General features: G+C 41.4%; 22 protein-coding genes. 1 reads left to right on the forward strand and 21 read right to left on the reverse strand.

Features of this window, described 5'->3' with window-relative positions:
- Positions 1–57 precede the first annotated feature (57 nt).
- The 18 genes from rpsH to WKT03_RS10160 all read right to left on the reverse strand — a co-directional run bounded on the left by rpsH (position 58) and on the right by WKT03_RS10160 (position 9,685).
- Complete coding sequence (gene rpsH, locus WKT03_RS10075; RefSeq protein ID WP_021944972.1) at positions 58–459, reverse strand: 30S ribosomal protein S8; 402 nt, start codon at positions 457–459, stop codon at positions 58–60.
- A gap of 24 nt (positions 460–483) precedes the next feature.
- Entirely contained in the window at positions 484–669 is a 186-nt protein-coding gene (locus tag WKT03_RS10080) for a type Z 30S ribosomal protein S14 (RefSeq protein WP_008402734.1), read from the reverse strand.
- Positions 670–689: 20 nt separating this feature from the next.
- Complete coding sequence (rplE, locus tag WKT03_RS10085) at positions 690–1,229, reverse strand: 50S ribosomal protein L5 (RefSeq protein ID WP_008402736.1); 540 nt, start codon at positions 1,227–1,229, stop codon at positions 690–692.
- A 20-nt stretch (positions 1,230–1,249) separates the two neighbouring features.
- Entirely contained in the window at positions 1,250–1,567 is a 318-nt protein-coding gene (rplX, locus tag WKT03_RS10090) for a 50S ribosomal protein L24 (RefSeq protein ID WP_021944973.1), read from the reverse strand.
- A gap of 13 nt (positions 1,568–1,580) precedes the next feature.
- On the reverse strand, positions 1,581–1,949 hold the full coding sequence (rplN, locus tag WKT03_RS10095) for a 50S ribosomal protein L14 (RefSeq protein WP_021944974.1): 369 nt from the start codon (positions 1,947–1,949) through the stop codon (positions 1,581–1,583).
- A 13-nt stretch (positions 1,950–1,962) separates the two neighbouring features.
- On the reverse strand, positions 1,963–2,220 hold the full coding sequence (gene rpsQ / locus WKT03_RS10100; protein WP_173783815.1) for a 30S ribosomal protein S17: 258 nt from the start codon (positions 2,218–2,220) through the stop codon (positions 1,963–1,965).
- Between the two features lie 21 nt (positions 2,221–2,241).
- The gene (gene rpmC, locus WKT03_RS10105) at positions 2,242–2,427 is read right to left on the reverse strand and encodes a 50S ribosomal protein L29 (RefSeq protein WP_173783816.1); all 186 of its coding nucleotides are present in this window, start codon (positions 2,425–2,427) and stop codon (positions 2,242–2,244) included.
- Positions 2,428–2,434: 7 nt separating this feature from the next.
- Positions 2,435–2,872: a 50S ribosomal protein L16 gene (gene rplP / locus WKT03_RS10110; protein WP_008402742.1), complete on the reverse strand. Its 438-nt coding sequence runs from the start codon at positions 2,870–2,872 to the stop codon at positions 2,435–2,437.
- The gene (gene rpsC, locus WKT03_RS10115) at positions 2,872–3,537 is read right to left on the reverse strand and encodes a 30S ribosomal protein S3 (protein ID WP_021944975.1); all 666 of its coding nucleotides are present in this window, start codon (positions 3,535–3,537) and stop codon (positions 2,872–2,874) included. Before rpsC ends, rplP begins: the two co-directional genes overlap by 1 nt.
- 10 nt (positions 3,538–3,547) lie before the next feature.
- Entirely contained in the window at positions 3,548–3,934 is a 387-nt protein-coding gene (rplV, locus tag WKT03_RS10120; protein WP_008402744.1) for a 50S ribosomal protein L22, read from the reverse strand.
- A 31-nt stretch (positions 3,935–3,965) separates the two neighbouring features.
- Positions 3,966–4,244 (reverse strand): 30S ribosomal protein S19, encoded by a 279-nt coding sequence (gene rpsS, locus WKT03_RS10125; RefSeq protein WP_021944977.1) that lies wholly within the window; start codon positions 4,242–4,244, stop codon positions 3,966–3,968.
- 19 nt (positions 4,245–4,263) lie between these two features.
- Complete coding sequence (gene rplB, locus WKT03_RS10130) at positions 4,264–5,109, reverse strand: 50S ribosomal protein L2 (protein ID WP_021944978.1); 846 nt, start codon at positions 5,107–5,109, stop codon at positions 4,264–4,266.
- A gap of 64 nt (positions 5,110–5,173) precedes the next feature.
- Positions 5,174–5,473 carry a 50S ribosomal protein L23 gene (gene rplW, locus WKT03_RS10135; RefSeq protein WP_021944979.1) on the reverse strand — a complete coding sequence of 100 codons (300 nt, stop codon included), beginning with the start codon at positions 5,471–5,473 and terminating at the stop codon, positions 5,174–5,176.
- Entirely contained in the window at positions 5,473–6,093 is a 621-nt protein-coding gene (gene rplD, locus WKT03_RS10140; RefSeq protein WP_021944980.1) for a 50S ribosomal protein L4, read from the reverse strand. The genes rplW and rplD overlap by 1 nt, the downstream gene beginning before the upstream one ends.
- Positions 6,094–6,115: 22 nt before the next feature.
- Positions 6,116–6,799 (reverse strand): 50S ribosomal protein L3, encoded by a 684-nt coding sequence (gene rplC, locus WKT03_RS10145; RefSeq protein WP_340391824.1) that lies wholly within the window; start codon positions 6,797–6,799, stop codon positions 6,116–6,118.
- 156 nt (positions 6,800–6,955) lie between these two features.
- Positions 6,956–7,267, reverse strand: a complete 312-nt coding sequence (gene rpsJ, locus WKT03_RS10150; RefSeq protein ID WP_021944981.1) for a 30S ribosomal protein S10 — start codon at positions 7,265–7,267, stop codon at positions 6,956–6,958.
- Positions 7,268–7,664: 397 nt separating this feature from the next.
- A complete protein-coding gene (locus WKT03_RS10155; RefSeq protein ID WP_340391826.1) occupies positions 7,665–8,540 on the reverse strand; it encodes an OST-HTH/LOTUS domain-containing protein in 876 nt (291 codons plus the stop codon).
- A complete protein-coding gene (locus WKT03_RS10160) occupies positions 8,537–9,685 on the reverse strand; it encodes a class I SAM-dependent methyltransferase (RefSeq protein WP_340391827.1) in 1,149 nt (382 codons plus the stop codon). Before WKT03_RS10160 ends, WKT03_RS10155 begins: the two co-directional genes overlap by 4 nt.
- Positions 9,686–10,006: 321 nt before the next feature.
- Here WKT03_RS10160 and WKT03_RS10165 point away from each other — a divergent pair, with 321 nt between their 5' ends.
- Entirely contained in the window at positions 10,007–10,870 is an 864-nt protein-coding gene (locus tag WKT03_RS10165) for a class I SAM-dependent methyltransferase (protein WP_340391828.1), read from the forward strand.
- Positions 10,871–10,940: 70 nt separating this feature from the next.
- On the opposite strand, the gene WKT03_RS10170 is transcribed toward WKT03_RS10165, so the two are convergent.
- From WKT03_RS10170 to WKT03_RS10180, 3 genes are all read right to left on the reverse strand, one after another.
- Positions 10,941–12,299: a citrate/2-methylcitrate synthase gene (locus tag WKT03_RS10170; protein ID WP_117785654.1), complete on the reverse strand. Its 1,359-nt coding sequence runs from the start codon at positions 12,297–12,299 to the stop codon at positions 10,941–10,943.
- Between the two features lie 72 nt (positions 12,300–12,371).
- Complete coding sequence (locus tag WKT03_RS10175; RefSeq protein ID WP_044946130.1) at positions 12,372–12,995, reverse strand: metallophosphoesterase family protein; 624 nt, start codon at positions 12,993–12,995, stop codon at positions 12,372–12,374.
- Positions 12,996–13,110: 115 nt separating this feature from the next.
- On the reverse strand, positions 13,111–15,057 hold the full coding sequence (locus tag WKT03_RS10180) for a BMP family ABC transporter substrate-binding protein (RefSeq protein ID WP_340391830.1): 1,947 nt from the start codon (positions 15,055–15,057) through the stop codon (positions 13,111–13,113).
- Positions 15,058–15,243: the final 186 nt, after the last annotated feature.

Genomic DNA, 15,243 nt, shown 5'->3' on the forward strand with positions numbered 1-15,243 from the left:
GCTTTCGCACTAACTTCGCACGGCGCTTTCAGCTTGTGCTCACTAAGTGCTCAATGCCTACCAAACAAATGCTAATACTTCGCCACCAACATTCTGCTTTCTTGCTTCCTTGTCAGTAAGTACACCTTTGTTTGTTGAAATAATTGCAGTTCCGAGTCCACCAAGTACTCTTGGAAGCTCATCCTTGCTTGCATATACACGAAGACCTGGCTTAGAGATTCTCTTAAGGCCTGTGATGATCTTCTCGTTCTTATCTGCACCATACTTCAATGTAATTTTGATTGTCTCAAACTTACCATCTTCGATAATGTCTACTGCCTGAACATATCCTTCTGATAAAAGGATGTCAGCAATAGCCTTTTTCATCTTTGAAGCAGGGATTTCTACTGTATCATGTTTTGCTGTGTTAGCATTACGAATTCTTGTAAGCATATCTGCTATTGGATCGCTCATTGACATAATGTTTCTTCCTCCTTCTATCTCTTACCAGCTTGATTTCTTAACGCCAGGGATCTGTCCCTTGTATGCTAATTCACGGAAGCAGATTCTACAGATTCCGTATTTCTTTAATACTGAGTGTGGACGTCCACAAATCTTGCAACGTGTATATTCTCTTGATGAGAACTTCTGTTTACGCTGCTGTTTAACTTTCATTGCTGTCTTAGCCATAACGAATCTTCCTCCTTTAATTATTTGCTGTAAGGCATACCAAATAATGTTAACAGTTCGCGACCTTCTTCGTCTGTCTCTGCTGTTGTAACAAAGATGATATCCATACCTCTGACTTTATCAATCTTATCGTACTCGATTTCTGGGAAAATGAGCTGTTCCTTGATTCCTAAAGCATAGTTACCTCTGCCATCGAAACCGTTAGGGTTAACACCTCTAAAGTCACGTACACGAGGAAGTGCAAGGTTTACAAGACGATCTAAGAACTCATACATCTTCTCGCCACGAAGTGTTACTTTACATCCGATAGGCATTCCTTCTCTTAACTTGAAGTTAGCAACTGACTTTCTCGCACGTGTAACAACTGCCTTCTGACCGGCGATTGTTTCAAGATCCTTGATAGCTGCGTCTAAAACTTTAGCATTTTCTCTTGCTTCACCAACGCCCATGTTAATAACGATCTTATCAAGCTTTGGGATCTGCATTACATTTTTATATCCAAATTTTTCAGTCATGGCGCTTTTAATTTCAGCGTCATACTTTTCTCTAAGTCTACTCAACTAAGACGACCTCCTTCCAATTAATCTATCTTCTCTGTTTTGCCATCTACTTTAGCAACACGGACTTTATCTTTACCTGTTCCTTCAAAACCAACTCTTACCGGCTTGCCTTTGTAAAGATACATTACATTGGAGATGTCCATTGGAGCTTCCATTTCGATAATTCCGCCTGCCTGGTTAGCCATGCTTGGCTTGCTGTGCTTAAATACTTTATTTACGCCTTCAACGACTACAGTACCGTTCTTCTTGTCAACATGAAGAACCTTGCCTTCTTTGCCTTTATCCTTGCCGGCAATAACCTGTACCATATCATCTTTCTTAATCTTTAATGTTGCCATGGTCTACACCTCCTTATAATACTTCAGGTGCAAGTGAGACAATCTTCATGAACTTCTTGTCTCTTAACTCTCTTGCAACTGGTCCAAAGATACGTGTTCCTCTTGGATTTAAATCGTCTTTTATAATAACTGCTGCGTTCTCATCAAACTTGATGTATGAACCATCCTTACGACGAGCGCCCTTCTTTGATCTTACTACTACGGCCTTAACAACATCACCTTTTTTAACAACTCCGCCTGGTGTTGCGTCTTTAACTGAGGCAACGATGACATCGCCGATATTTGCATATCTTCTTACTGAGCCGCCTAAAACTCTGATGCAAAGGAGCTCTTTGGCACCAGTATTATCAGCAACTTTAAGTCTTGTTTCCTGCTGAACCATTTTATTTGCCTCCTTATTTAGCCTTCTCTATAATCTCAACAAGTCTCCATCTCTTATCCTTTGATAAAGGTCTTGTCTCCATAACTCTTACTCTATCGCCAATATTGCACTCATTCTTCTCATCATGAGCCTTTAACTTGTAAGTTCTCTTTACGATCTTTCCATAAAGAGGATGCTTAACATTATCTACGATAGAAACAACGATTGTCTTGTCCATCTTGTCACTTGTAACGATACCTACACGTGTTTTTCTCAGATTTCTTTCCACAATATATTCCTCCTTCTAAGATAATTAAGCATTAGCCTTCTGGGCTATAACTGTCTGTATTCTTGCAATATTCTTTCTTACATCTTTGATTCTGCTTGTGTTCTCTAACTGATTTGTAGCATTCTGGAATCTTAAGTTAAATAATTCCTTCTTTGCAGCTACTAATTCGTTCTGAAGCTCATCAACAGATTTAGCATTTAATTCGTTCATATAGTCCTTAGTTTTCACTGCCTGCTACCTCCTCTAATTCTTCTTTTGAAACGATCTTACACTTAAGTGGAAGCTTGTGCATAGCAAGTCTTAAAGCTTCTTTTGCTACTTCTTCAGGTACGTCTGCAATCTCAAACATAACTCTGCCTGGCTTAACAACTGCTACCCAGTACTCAAGTGCTCCCTTACCTGAACCCATACGAGTTTCAGCCGGCTTAGCTGTAACTGGTTTATCAGGGAAGATCTTGATAAATACTTTACCACTACGCTTCATATATCTTGTCATCGCAATACGGGCTGCTTCGATCTGGTTTGACTTGATCCATGCAGGCTCAAGTGCTACTAAACCATACTGACCGTTTGTAATCTTATTGCCTCTAAGTGCCTTACCAGCCATAGTTCCTCTGAACTGCTTACGACGCTTTACTCTCTTAGGCATTAACATTATTTATCCGCTCCTTCCTTCTTTCCTTTTACAGGAAGTACTTCACCATGGTAAACCCATGTCTTAACACCAACTTTACCAAATGTTGTGTCTGCTTCAGCAAAACCATAATCAATGTCAGCACGAAGTGTCTGAAGAGGAATTGTTCCCTGGCTGTAGAACTCTGTTCTAGCCATATCAGCACCACCAAGACGTCCTGAACATGAAGCCTTGATACCAAGCGCTCCGGCTTTCATTGTTCTGCTCATGCATGACTTCATTGCTTTTCTGAATGAGATACGATTCTCAAGCTGTGCTGCAATGTTCTCAGCTACTAACTGTGCGTCTGCATCCGGCTTCTTGATTTCTTTTACATCGATGAACAGCTTCTTATCTGTAAGCTTCTGTGCATCTGCTTTGATCTTTTCGATTCCAGCTCCGCCCTTACCGATGATAACACCAGGCTTAGCTGTATATAATGCAACCTTTACTCTGTCTGCAGCTCTCTCGATCTCGATCTTTGAGATATTTGCATTGTAAAGTGTCTTCTTTAAATAAGTTCTGATTTTATGATCTTCTACAAGGTTGTTAGAAAATTCATCATTCTTTGTGTCAGCATACCATCTTGAATCCCAATCTTTGATAACGCCGACTCTTAAACCATGAGGATTAACTTTCTGTCCCATTATTTACCTCCTATCTCTCGTCAAGCACGATTGTGATGTGACTTGTTCTCTTCTCGATTCTATATGCTCTACCCTGGGCTCTTGGATGAACTCTCTTCATTGTAGGTCCCTTGTTAGCGTAGCACTCTGCTACATAAAGGTCCTCTGCCTTAAGTCCATTGTTGTTTTCAGCATTTGCGATTGCTGACTTTAACAGCTTCTCTATAACACTTGAACCATATCTTGGGTTGTATGCCAGAATACCAAGTGCAGTCTGAACATCCTTACCTCTGATGGCATCTAATACGAAACAAGCCTTTGTTACTGACACTCTTGCATATGATACCTTAGCTGATGGTCTGGTATCTTTATTCTCATTTCTGAGTCTCTTATCATGGGATCTATGTCCTTTAGCCATGATTTAGTCCTCCTTTCAAATATTCCAAATATTATCTTCTACCCTTCTTTTCGTCTTTACCATGACCTCTGTAGGTTCTGGTAACTACGAACTCACCAAGCTTATGTCCAACCATGTCTTCTGTAACATATACAGGTACATGCTTTCTTCCATCATGAACTGCGATTGTATGACCTACGAATGATGGGAAAATTGTTGAACGTCTTGACCAGGTCTTAACAACTTCTTTGCTATTGCTTGCATTCATAGCATCTATCTTCTTGAGTAAATGCTCATCTGCGAATGGTCCTTTTTTTAATGAACGAGCCATTGTCATACCTCCTTATTAACTATTTAATGCTCTTGCCGTCTCTTCTTCTTACGATCATCTTATTAGACTGCTTGTTCTTCTTTCTTGTCTTTAATCCCATTGCTGGCTTACCCCATGGAGTTGAAGGGCCTGAACGACCGATTGGTGCTCTACCTTCACCACCACCATGTGGATGGTCATTAGGGTTCATAACAGAACCACGAACTGTTGGTCTAATACCCATGTGACGTTTACGTCCGGCTTTACCAATGTTAACAAGGCCATGCTCAATGTTTCCTACCTGACCGATTGTTGCACGGCAGATGATTGGAACCATTCTCATTTCGCCTGAAGGAAGTCTTAATGTTGCATACTTTCCTTCCTTAGCCATAAGCTGTGCTGAGTTACCTGCTGAACGAACAAGCTGTCCGCCCTTACCTGGGTATAACTCGATGTTGTGTACTAATGTACCAACTGGAATATTCTGAAGTGGGAGGCAGTTACCAACTTTGATCTCTGCTTCAGCGCCACTCATAAGAACATCTCCTACTGCTAACTTATAAGGAGCAAGGATGTATCTCTTCTCGCCATCAGCGTAGAACAGAAGTGCAATGTTTGCTGATCTGTTTGGATCATATTCGATTGCATTAACTGTTGCTGGAATTCCATCCTTATCGTTTCTCTTGAAATCTATAATTCTGTATTTACGTTTCTCACCACCACCGTGATGTCTAACTGTGATCTTTCCCTGATTGTTACGACCAGCTGTCTTGCTCATTGATACAACGAGTGATTTCTCAGGTGTTGATTTTGTGATCTCTGAAAAATCAAGACCAGTCATATTTCTTCTGGAAGGTGTATATGGGTTATATGTCTTAATTCCCATTTTTGTTCTCCTTTCGGTTCAATTTATTGTCACGCTTTTTTGCGTATAAATCTGTTCCGTTATTTTACAGTCCTTCGAAAATTTCGATCTCTTTACTTGCTTCTGTAAGTTTAACGATTGCTTTCTTGTACTTGTCTGTTCTTCCAAGTGTTACGCCACGTCTCTTAACCTTACCGTCATTGTTCATGGTGTTAACCTTAGCAACTTCTGTTCCTTCGAACATCTTCTCTACAGCTTCTTTGATCTGAGACTTTGTTGCTTCCGGGTGTACAAGAAATGTGTACTTCTTCTCTGCCATTGCATTCATACTTTTCTCTGTGATTACAGGCTTAAGTATAACGTCATAATATTTGATGTCTGCCATTATGCGTACACCTCCTCAATTGCTGCTACAGCATCCTTTGTAAGAACAAGCTTATCATACTTAAGAATGTCATATACACTCAGTGAGTTTGTAGCTGTTGTCTTAACTGTTGGAATGTTGTTTGCTGAAAGAACAACCTTGTCGTTCTTGTCCTTTGTTACTACTAATGACTTAGGAGCTTTAAGATTTGCAAGGATCTTTGCGAATACACTTGTCTTAACCTCTTCTAATTCAATCTTGTCAACTACAACAAGTTTATCTTCTGCAAGCTTTGCTGAAAGTGCTGACTTCATAGCAAGCTGCTTTTCTTTCTTATTCATCTTAACTGAATAATCTCTTGGCTTTGGTGCAAATACAACTCCGCCACCTGTCCACTGTGGAGATCTTGTTGAACCCTGTCTTGCATGACCTGTTCCTTTCTGTCTCCATGGCTTTCTTCCACCACCTGATACTTCAGAACGAGTCTTTGCGCTCTGTGTACCCTGACGGCTATTTGCCAGCTGGCCAACTACAGCCAGATGCATTAAATGTTCATTTATCTCTACACCGAATATAGAATCATTGAGTTCTAATGTCTCAACTTCTTTTCCTTCGATGTCATAAACCTTAACTGATGCCATTTTCGTTCCTCCTTCCTAAAGACTACTTGCCAGTCTTTACTGTATCCTTAATCATTACTAATGATTTCTTTGGTCCCGGAACTGCGCCCTTTACCAAAATAACATCATTTTCTGCATCTATCTTAACTACCTCAAGGTTCTGGATTGTAACTCTTACGCTACCCATATGTCCAGGCATCTTCTTACCTTTGAATACTCTACCTGGTGTAGTAGCTGAACCGTTTGAACCTGCATGTCTGTGATACTTGGAACCATGTCCTGAAGGACCTGACTTTAAGCCGTGTCTCTTAAGACCGCCTGCATATCCCTTACCTTTTGTCTTTGCTGTAACGTCAATCTTGTCTCCTTCAGCAAATACATCGGCTTTGATCTCTGCACCAAGTTCGTACTGAGCACAGTCATCAAGTCTGAACTCTCTGTAGAAAGTCTTAGGTGTTGTGTTTGCTTTCTTTGCATGTCCAACTTCTGCCTTACCAGCACCATGTGGGTTTCTGATTACTTTCTTTCCTGATACATCTTTTGTTGTGATTCTTTCTTTCTTTTCGCCGAATCCTACCTGAATTGCATCATAACCGTCATTCTCAACTGTTTTTACCTGGGTTACAACACATGGACCAGCCTGTAAAACTGTTACCGGCACTAAAACGCCGTTTTCGTCGAAGATCTGAGTCATTCCGACTTTTGTTGCTAAAATAGCTTTCTTCATTTTAAGTTTTCCTCCTAATTTAATTCACAGCGGATTGTCTTGACAATCATACTAAATTACATCCTTCGGATGCATTAGGTTACTGCTTGTGCACTGTTTCGTGCTATGTTTGTTTTTTTGTGATTTGATTAGTTCACTTCTAATTTTTGTGGCTGATTATTTCATCTTTACGTCGATGTATACGCCAGCTGATAAATCGATCTTCTGTAATGCATCAATTGTCTTCTGTGTTGGTGCAATCACGTCGATTAATCTCTTATGAGTTCTCTGCTCGAACTGTTCTCTTGAATCTTTGTACTTATGAACAGCTCTGAGGATTGTAATCTTCTCAACCTTTGTAGGCATTGGAACCGGTCCGCTGACTTTAGCTCCTGTCTTTTTAACAGTATCGATGATCTGTCCAGCAGCCTGATCGATAAGTTTGTGGTCGTACGCCTTCAATGTGATTCTCATAATCTGTTTTGCCATAAAAAAAGCCGCCTCCTTTTCGCACTTTTTAATAGTACAACAAGTGGTGACTGTACACTCTCCCGTGTGTATCCTGAATTAAATCAGAATCAACACGTCGTTTCTATCCTTTTGATAGACAGTTATTGGTACAGTGACTTGTCGTCAGTAATTCTTTATTGACATTCGCTCCACGAAAAACCTGTATCTATGCGATACAGCAACCTCCGTTTCAACGCTATCATGTCACAGCACGTTTGATTATATAACACGTTTTTGCGGAATGCAAGCATTTTTTCTATATTTTTTAAGAATTTTTTTATTATATTTCCCTGCACTTTTTCATCCGTCATACTGTTATATTTTATCTGTTTCTTCTATTTCTTCTATATATAATGCACAATAGAAACGTTATCGCTTATTTCAGCTTAAAGCTCTGCTTCAGCTTCACGCCCCTGTTATTATATATTTCCAGCTTCGGGAAACTCAAAAGAAAAGCGATATCCGATGCGTAACCATAATTTCTGGTATCAAATCGTTCGAATTCTTCTGATAATGCATCAAACAGCTCCTGCATATCATCTATCTTGTTATTCCGTTCTGACAGATACGATGTGATAAAGTGTTCTACGTTTTCCCGGTCATCGATCATCTCGAGATAATACTGCTCTCCAGCTTTATAGAATTGAATATCTTTTCCATTTTTCAGGATTAGTTCTTCCATGCTGGTATATCCATAGTTTCTAGTATCGAATTCTGCGTGCAGCTTTGTGAGCTTATATATCAATCCTGCCAGTTCTGTACAGATACCCGAAGCTCTTTCTTCTATTATAATGCGGTAGACATCAGATACAATCTCTGATAATGGTGTCAGACACTGTTCCGGTTCATAGCCCTGCAAAATATCTATATAACAGAAGCGATTACATCTGCGGATAAACGATTCGCTGTGTGCGTTACTGCCAAATACCCGAATATTCTTGCCCTGCTCCTGTGCCTTTACAACTGCCGCCAGGATCGTATCATCATCGGTCACAATATCGATTCCTTCGACCTGCCGGTCAAATGCATGGGCAACCAATTCTGTTATAAAAGTGCAGCCGGCATGATTTCCCCTTTCTTCTGCTCCCATCACGCGAAATCCCTGCTTCTGCAGTTCTTCTTTCGAAGCTTTTGAAACATAGCCGCATGCCAGACGGTCGATCAGATCATCCTGAATCATGATCTCTCTGCATACAAGCGGTGCATAAACGGTATCCACTGTATTACAATCATATATTAAAATCCGCTTCATGAATGGCTCCTTTCTTCCGTCAGCACAAGCTGCATCAGAGTCTGGTGAATGCCAAAGGTCCGGCACAACCGTTCCGCTTCTGCTTTTGCCCGCTCCCGTTTCTCCTCTGATACCGGTTTCTTCACTGCCCGGATCAGAATATTTTTAGGTGAATGTTCAATATCAATAAATTCCAACAGATCTGTCTTATATCCACAATATTCCAGCATACATCCACGGATCGCATCAGTCATCAATGCCGCTGTCCGTTCCTTGATGATTTCGTACTTGGTCAGTGCCGACAACTCCTCCGACCGGATCTGTTTATTTAACTCATGCTGGCAGCACGGAACAGATAAGATGTATGTCGTGTTCCAGCAGATCGCATTATAGAGCGCATAGTCAGTTGCCGTATCACAGGCATGCAAGGTCACTACCATATCCACCTTACGGTCTGTCCGGTATCCATTAATATCACCGATTTTAAACTTCAGATCTGTATATCCGCATTTTTCTGCCAGCTTATTACAGTTCTTTATTACCTGTTCTTTCAGATCAAGCCCTGTGATATGTGCCGTCATATGACGGATCTCTACTATATAATAATATAAGAAGAAAGTCAGATAGGATTTGCCGCATCCAAAATCAATAATGTTGATCTCATCGCCTTTATAAGTCTTTAACACATCATCGACCATCTCGATAAAGCGGTTGATCTGACGGAACTTATCATACATGGAGGAAACTACTTTTCCCTCTTTGGTAAATATTCCAAGCTCCCGGAATGCAGGAATATCCATTCCCTCATCCAGAATATATTTCTTCTTGCGATTATTACCGCCGACCAATATCGTCTTATTCTCCGCCTGTCTGCGGCTGACTGCCAGATTTCCTTTTTTGCCTGCTTTTACATCATAATCTGTCGTCAAAGAAAATGCATTCATCTGCTTAAACTCTGCCGGAAAATGCATCGCAATATGCTCTGCCAGCCTTCCTTCTTCGATATTCTCATGAAAGACCTGCGTCTGTGTATATTTTTCAAGCTGGTATGCATTTCTGCCCTTTAATACCTTTCGGGCAAATATGATCTTCTTGTATTCTCCCTTTCCATTGCTCAGTACGACCTTATGTGGATGTGTCTCCGCGATCTCTTTTATAATGTCCATATATTTCTCCATGTTTTCTGTCTTGTATCTGCTTGTCATTTTGTGAAACACAGCTCATGAAATGTCCTTCACATAATTAACATTCTCACGAGCAAATAATTTGGCATTCATTATATCCAAAATTATCTATTGCAATTATATATTTTCGTTTTGCTCTACTGCTGTGATTTTATCACCCCGGCAGATATCGGTCAATTTGTTTTCCTTATATGCCGATTTCATTTTCTTTCTATGCAGATTTCATCGTTGACTTGAAAATGACTGCACCTTATAATATAGTAGTTTTATATAAATATTTCAAACGAAACGAGGATATCGATTATGTGGACAGCCGATCACTGGCAGGATTATGAAGTAATAGATTGTTCAGATGGAGAAAAACTGGAACGATGGGGCAAATACATTCTCCTTCGTCCCGATCCACAGGTTCTGTGGTCAACTCCAAAAACAGATAAACGCTGGAAGCAGCTAAATGGTCACTACCACCGCAGCAATAAGGGCGGCGGTGAATGGGAGTTCTTTAACCTTCCGCAGCAATGGTCGATTCATTATAAAGATCTGACCTTTAACCTAAAACCATTCAGCTTCAAACACACCGGTCTGTTTCCGGAACAGGCAGCCAACTGGGACTGGTTCTCTGACCTGATCCGCTCATCGAAAAAGAAAGAGATCAAGGTATTAAACCTTTTCGCTTACACCGGCGGTGCAACCTGTGCGGCAGCAAAAGCAGGTGCGGCAGTTACTCATGTTGATGCTTCTAAGGGCATGGTTACATGGGCAAAGGAAAATGCAGTCTCATCCGGACTCGAAGATGCTCCGATCCGCTGGATCGTTGATGACTGTGTAAAATTCGTAGAACGTGAGATCCGCCGTGGCAATCACTATGATGCGATCATTATGGACCCACCATCCTACGGCCGAGGACCAAAGGGCGAGATCTGGAAGATTGAAGAAAAGATACATCCGTTTATCAAGCTGTGCAGCGAGCTGCTCTGCGATGATCCGCTTTTCTTCCTGGTCAATTCCTATACGACCGGACTTGCACCAGCCGTTCTTACCTATATGATAGCAACCGAGGTACAGTCTAAATTCGGCGGTCATGTTATCTCCGACGAAGTAGGACTTCCGGTTACAGACTCCGGTCTGGTACTGCCATGCGGCGCTGCCGGAAGATGGAGTAAATAAACAAATACGGGACAATTATTATCTTTGTGAAACAAACCTAATAATTGTCCCGTATTTATTTTATATAGTCCTACCAGTTTCTCTCGTCCATATCCAGATATGTCTTATGCGTTCCGACATATTTGTAAGCCGGACGGATGATCTTACCGGCATTTACCAGCTCTTCTATTCTATGTGCGCTCCAGCCTGCGATTCTTGCGATCGCGAAGATCGGAGTAAACAGTTCGATCGGTATATCAAGCATACGATATACAAATCCACTGTAGAAATCGACATTTGCAGAGATAACGGAGTTTCGCTTCTTTGCAAGAAGCTCCATAGAGATCCGTTCAATATCCGTGTACAGCTTGAACTCCTCCTGCATACCCTTTTCTTCTGCAAGCCTTCCGGCATAACGCTTCAGGATCTTGGCTCTTGGATCGGACACCGTATAAACAGCATGTCCCATACCATAGATCAGACCGCTATGATCAAAGCCCTTCTTATCAAGCAGTCCCTGAAGATATTCACGGATCGCCGCTTCATCGCTCCAGTCTTTTACATGAGCCTTCAAGTCATCCATCATCTGCTGAACCTTCAGGTTCGCACCACCATGCTTCGGTCCTTTTAAAGAACCAAGAGAACCGGCAACGGTTGAATAGGTATCAGTTCCGGTTGATGATATAACATGTGTTGTAAATGTGGAGTTGTTACCACCACCATGCTCTGAATGAAGCACCAGACAGATATCCAGTACCTGCGCTTCAAGCTCAGTATACTTCTTATCCGCACGGATCAGGCGGAGGAAATTCTCTGCTGTCGAAAGGCCCGGCTTCGGATTGTGAATAATAAGACTCTTATCCTGATAATAATGCTTATAGCCCTGATAGCCATACGCAGCGATCAGCGGAAACTGTGCAATCAGTTCCATACTTTGACGAAGGACATTTCGAATGCTGATGTCATCCGGGCAGTCATCATATGAATATAAAGTAAGCACACATCGCTGTAAGACATTCATCATATTCTTACTTGGTGCTTTTAAGATCACATCACGAGCAAACTTTCTTGGGAGCTCCCGGAATGTCTCCATCAATTCCTTAAATTTATTAAACTGAGTTCTGGTCGGCAGTTCACCGAATAAAAGCAGGTAGATCGTCTCCTCAAAGCCGAACTTGCTTCCGTGGAATCCACGTTCCAGATCTTCGATATTATATCCCTGTATATAGAGTCTTCCGTCTGAAGGAACCAGTTCACCATCCTGAACCGCAAAACCGGATACATCTGAAATCTCTGTCAGACCTGTTAAGACACCTTTTCCATTTGAATCACGAAGGCCTCTCTTAACATCATATGTAACATAGAGGTTCTGATCGATCGTACCTGAATCATTGCAATAACCAACCAGTTCATCTAAAATTTTCTCGTACTCTGCACTTCCCTTTTCCAAACCTCTATCTCCTTTCGAATATAGTATTTAAGCCAAGCTTAAGTTTATCAAACTTTCGCCTGGCTTGCAAGACTATTTCGCTGCCTGTAAGGCAGTCTCATCTATTTCTATAATATATTTTTCAAATGCATTTATGATCGTGGTATCCAGGTATCTGGATTCCCGTACAAAATCCCTGCCATAATTACTATGCACATGACCATGTACCAGATACTGCGGATGATAGTCTTCAATCATTGTCCGGAAGCACTTGAAACCGGTATGACAAAGATCCTCGGAATCATTGATCCGGTACGCAGGGGCATGCGTGATCATAATATCAAATCCACGATGTTTTCTTATCTGCCGACCCAGCTTACGAATGCGCTTCTCCATTGCTTTCTCGGTATACTGATGCGGTGCACCATTGTACTGATACTCCATACAGCCTCCAAGGCCCAGGATCCGTATTCCTTTATATACATAGATTCGATCGTCAATGCAGATACAGCCATCCGGTGGTGTGTCTGCGTAACAGGTATCGTGGTTTCCATATACATACAGAACCGGGGCATGTGTAAATGTCGCAAGGAACGACAGATACTGCGGTGCCAGGTCGCCGCAGGAAATGATCAGGTCAATTCCTTCTAATTTTTTCTTATCAAAATAATCCCATAAGTATTTTGATTCTGCATCCGCCAGAACAAGAATCTTCATATCCGTATCTCCGTGTTTTCTTTTCTTTTCTACGAAACTGTACCCCGCCTGTTTCCATAAAGAAAACCCGCTCATCTACATTCGTACTCTGGATCACAAGACCCGCATAGCCTTATTATACTATGTCTGTAGTTTTTTTCAATTCCAGATTTTCCGGCGTATTAACTCCCTGGAAAGCAACAACATCTCTGGCATCTTCTACCAGCTCATCCAGAGTCGGGATCGAACCAACAACAATATCTGCCAACCAATCCATCTTCATGATCTCCTCAGGGCTCATTTCACCATCTTCATCATCACGAACCACTCCATTCTGTGAATAGAGCTTGCCGTAGAATGGACTTACCGTACCATCCTTGATCAAGCGCTTCATCAGATTTACCAGTCTCGCCGTCCCAACCGGAAGATGGTTCGAACAGATCACATCGATCACTCCGGCAGACATGCCCCACCAGTAATTCAGAACCTTTACTTTCTCGTTCTTTTCTTCCAGCTTCCAGTTACCGTCCAGAATCAACTGAACAATCTTCTCATAGAATACGCGCCAGTTGTAAAATGGCATCGCAAGATTCGATATCTCGTTCCCATCGCAGGAATACAGACCGAATTCACGGGAGGCCGTAAGCGGTGTGATCATATCCTTATCGGATACATAGGAGATACCCAGTTCCTTAAACCGTTTCTTCGGATCGGAGCCTTTGACCTTTGACCACTCCAGATAGATTTTCGCTCTTGGATTCACAAACTTTGCTCCCATCGCAAATGCGTTGATGTTCGCCGTCGTTCCATAGATCGGATAATCAGCTACATAGCCGATCCTGCCATCCTCACAGAGTGAACCTGCGATAATACCGGTTATAAACTTCGCCTCATACATTCTCGCATAATACGTTCTGACATGGCTGGTCGATACATTTAACGAGCAGTTTAATATCTTCAATTCCGGATATTTAATCGCAGCCTTTAATGACTCCGGAAGCATCTCCGGGCCGGTTGTAAATACAACATCGAATTTGTCCTGTGCGATCTGCTCCAGGCATTCTGCAAGCTTCGTATTATCATCCATATTCGAAAAAGTATGTGTCTCAACCCGATCCTTGAATTTACCTTCTACGCCCATTCTTCCAAGATCATGGCTGTAGATCCATACAGAATTCTCAGGCTCTTTATCATAAACAAATGCAATCTTAAGCTTCTTCGGTACCGGCGTGATACTGAACAGCTTCTTCTTTGACTCTACCGGTTCCAGCTTCGGAACGATCGTCATGTTCTTCTTCTGTGCACTTAATACGATCTCGTCCCAGACCTTATCCAGATTTTCCTTTACCTCATCATAAGACATATCCTGTAATGCCTTGTATCCATATACATTTAAAAATACAAGCATAGCATCATCTACCGTGATCGGAAGACTGTCACTGCCGTTTTTCTGCCTGTATGCTGTATCAAATGCCAGATGTGCCGAATTCAGGTTCATACGATCATCATCCGTAAATCCACCATCCGGTGTCAATCCTATATATTCTCTTAATTTGTCATATCCGCCAAGCTGTGTGAACCATATATAGTTGATTCCTGTCTGCTTATGGAAATCTACAAATTCATAATAAATCTTGTTTTCCAGCTCATCTGTCCGCTTCGGCAGCTTTCTGATTACCATCGCAGGGACAGAATCCGCACCGAAATATTTCAGTACGCTGACACGCTTATTTCCCTCTATGACATAGAATTTATTCATATATTCATATACTTTGATCGGGTCATGGATTCCTTCTTCTATATGAGAGTCACAGAGAGATGACCATTTATTTCCGAATTCAGAATTCGCATCTAATATAGGCATGAAGTTACTTGCAAATGCTGTAGTACGGCCTTTTGTCGCTGTACCTACAACCCGATCGAGAGAAATATGCTGTAAACCAAGATTTACTTCGCCTGCAATATCGGAATTCGTGATCAGTTCATCCAGTACCGGCAGATATGGATATTCATTTTTAGAAAGTGCAGCCTGATATCTCTTTTCACCAAGCTTCTGCGCTTTTACATAATCATTTAATGACATGTTAAAAACCTCCTATCTGTGTCTAAATCAACCTGTTTAACTCATTGTCCCATCATTTTTTCCGTTCACTATATATATACAACAAAAACCGAAAATTACCAGTGGCAAATCGTATTTTCATCTTTTTCACGCCTTAAAATTTCTTATTCCGGTAAAGTTTTGTGTATTTTTAATAAAATTAATTGT

It is taken from the genome of Coprococcus sp. HCN-4056 (assembly GCF_037892645.1).
Taxonomy (GTDB): Bacteria; Bacillota; Clostridia; order Lachnospirales; family Lachnospiraceae; genus Coprococcus; species Coprococcus ammoniilyticus.